The following is a 797-nucleotide window of genomic DNA, read 5'->3' on the forward strand; positions in this document are numbered from 1 at the left end:
CCGGCATACGGATCGAGCCGGTCGGAATGCAGCCAGCCGCCGTCGAGCGCGGCCAGCGCGCTTACCTGACCGATAACCGGCAGCGTAAACAGGGTGTAGTTGAGCTCGTTACGCCAGTAGGCACCGTTATCACCCGAGATGCTCTGCTCTTTAAAACCCCGCACCGAACTTTCCCCCCCAATGGTCATCCGTTCACTGCCGTACAGGCGATCCGGCGTCCACTGCCCGTAGGCGCTGGCCAGCCACCACAGGTTTTCCACCACCGGGCGCTGAAAACTGGCGTTAAGGCTCCATTTGCGGAACTCTGCTTTTGGCAGGTCACCGTTTTTGTTGCCGTCCTCCTCGGCCCCCAGCCAGGGCATGCCCCGGCTGAAGGTCGGGTTGAACGTGGCGACGCCGCCAAACATTTTTTGCGTATGGTTCAGGCCAAACAGCAGGCTGGTGAGCTTACGGCTGCTGCTGCGCAGCAATACGTCGTCCAGGTAATTACGATTGATACGGTGGCTGAGGCCGACGGAGACACCGGTTTTAATGTCGCCGTTGCGGAACAGTACATGGGAGAGGTTAACGCGGTGGGTTTCGGTATCACCGCTCGAGCGCCACTCATAGCCGTTGTTATCAATGGTGCTGAGGTAGTTGTTCCAGCTGTAGCTGTAGTCAAGCAGGCTGTATCCGTACGGAACGCTGACCCCGGCGGCAAAATTCTGCGCATCCTTTGAGTTTGAGAAGGCGCTGCTGCGCCCGCCGCTGACAAACCAGCTGTCCGCCAGGCCCAGCAGGTTATTCCCCGTCAAACC

Annotated in this window: 1 protein-coding gene; it reads right to left on the reverse strand. The window is 59.3% G+C overall.

All coding sequences use genetic code 11. The annotated features are described in order from the left end of the window. Positions 1-797, reverse strand: a 797-nt coding sequence (locus HYQ67_RS23815; protein ID WP_202308660.1) for a ShlB/FhaC/HecB family hemolysin secretion/activation protein, incomplete at both ends; no start/stop codon positions are given.

The sequence above is a fragment of the Dryocola clanedunensis subsp. sulfonylureivorans genome, assembly GCF_016756775.1.
Classification (GTDB): Bacteria; Pseudomonadota; Gammaproteobacteria; order Enterobacterales; family Enterobacteriaceae; genus Dryocola; species Dryocola clanedunensis.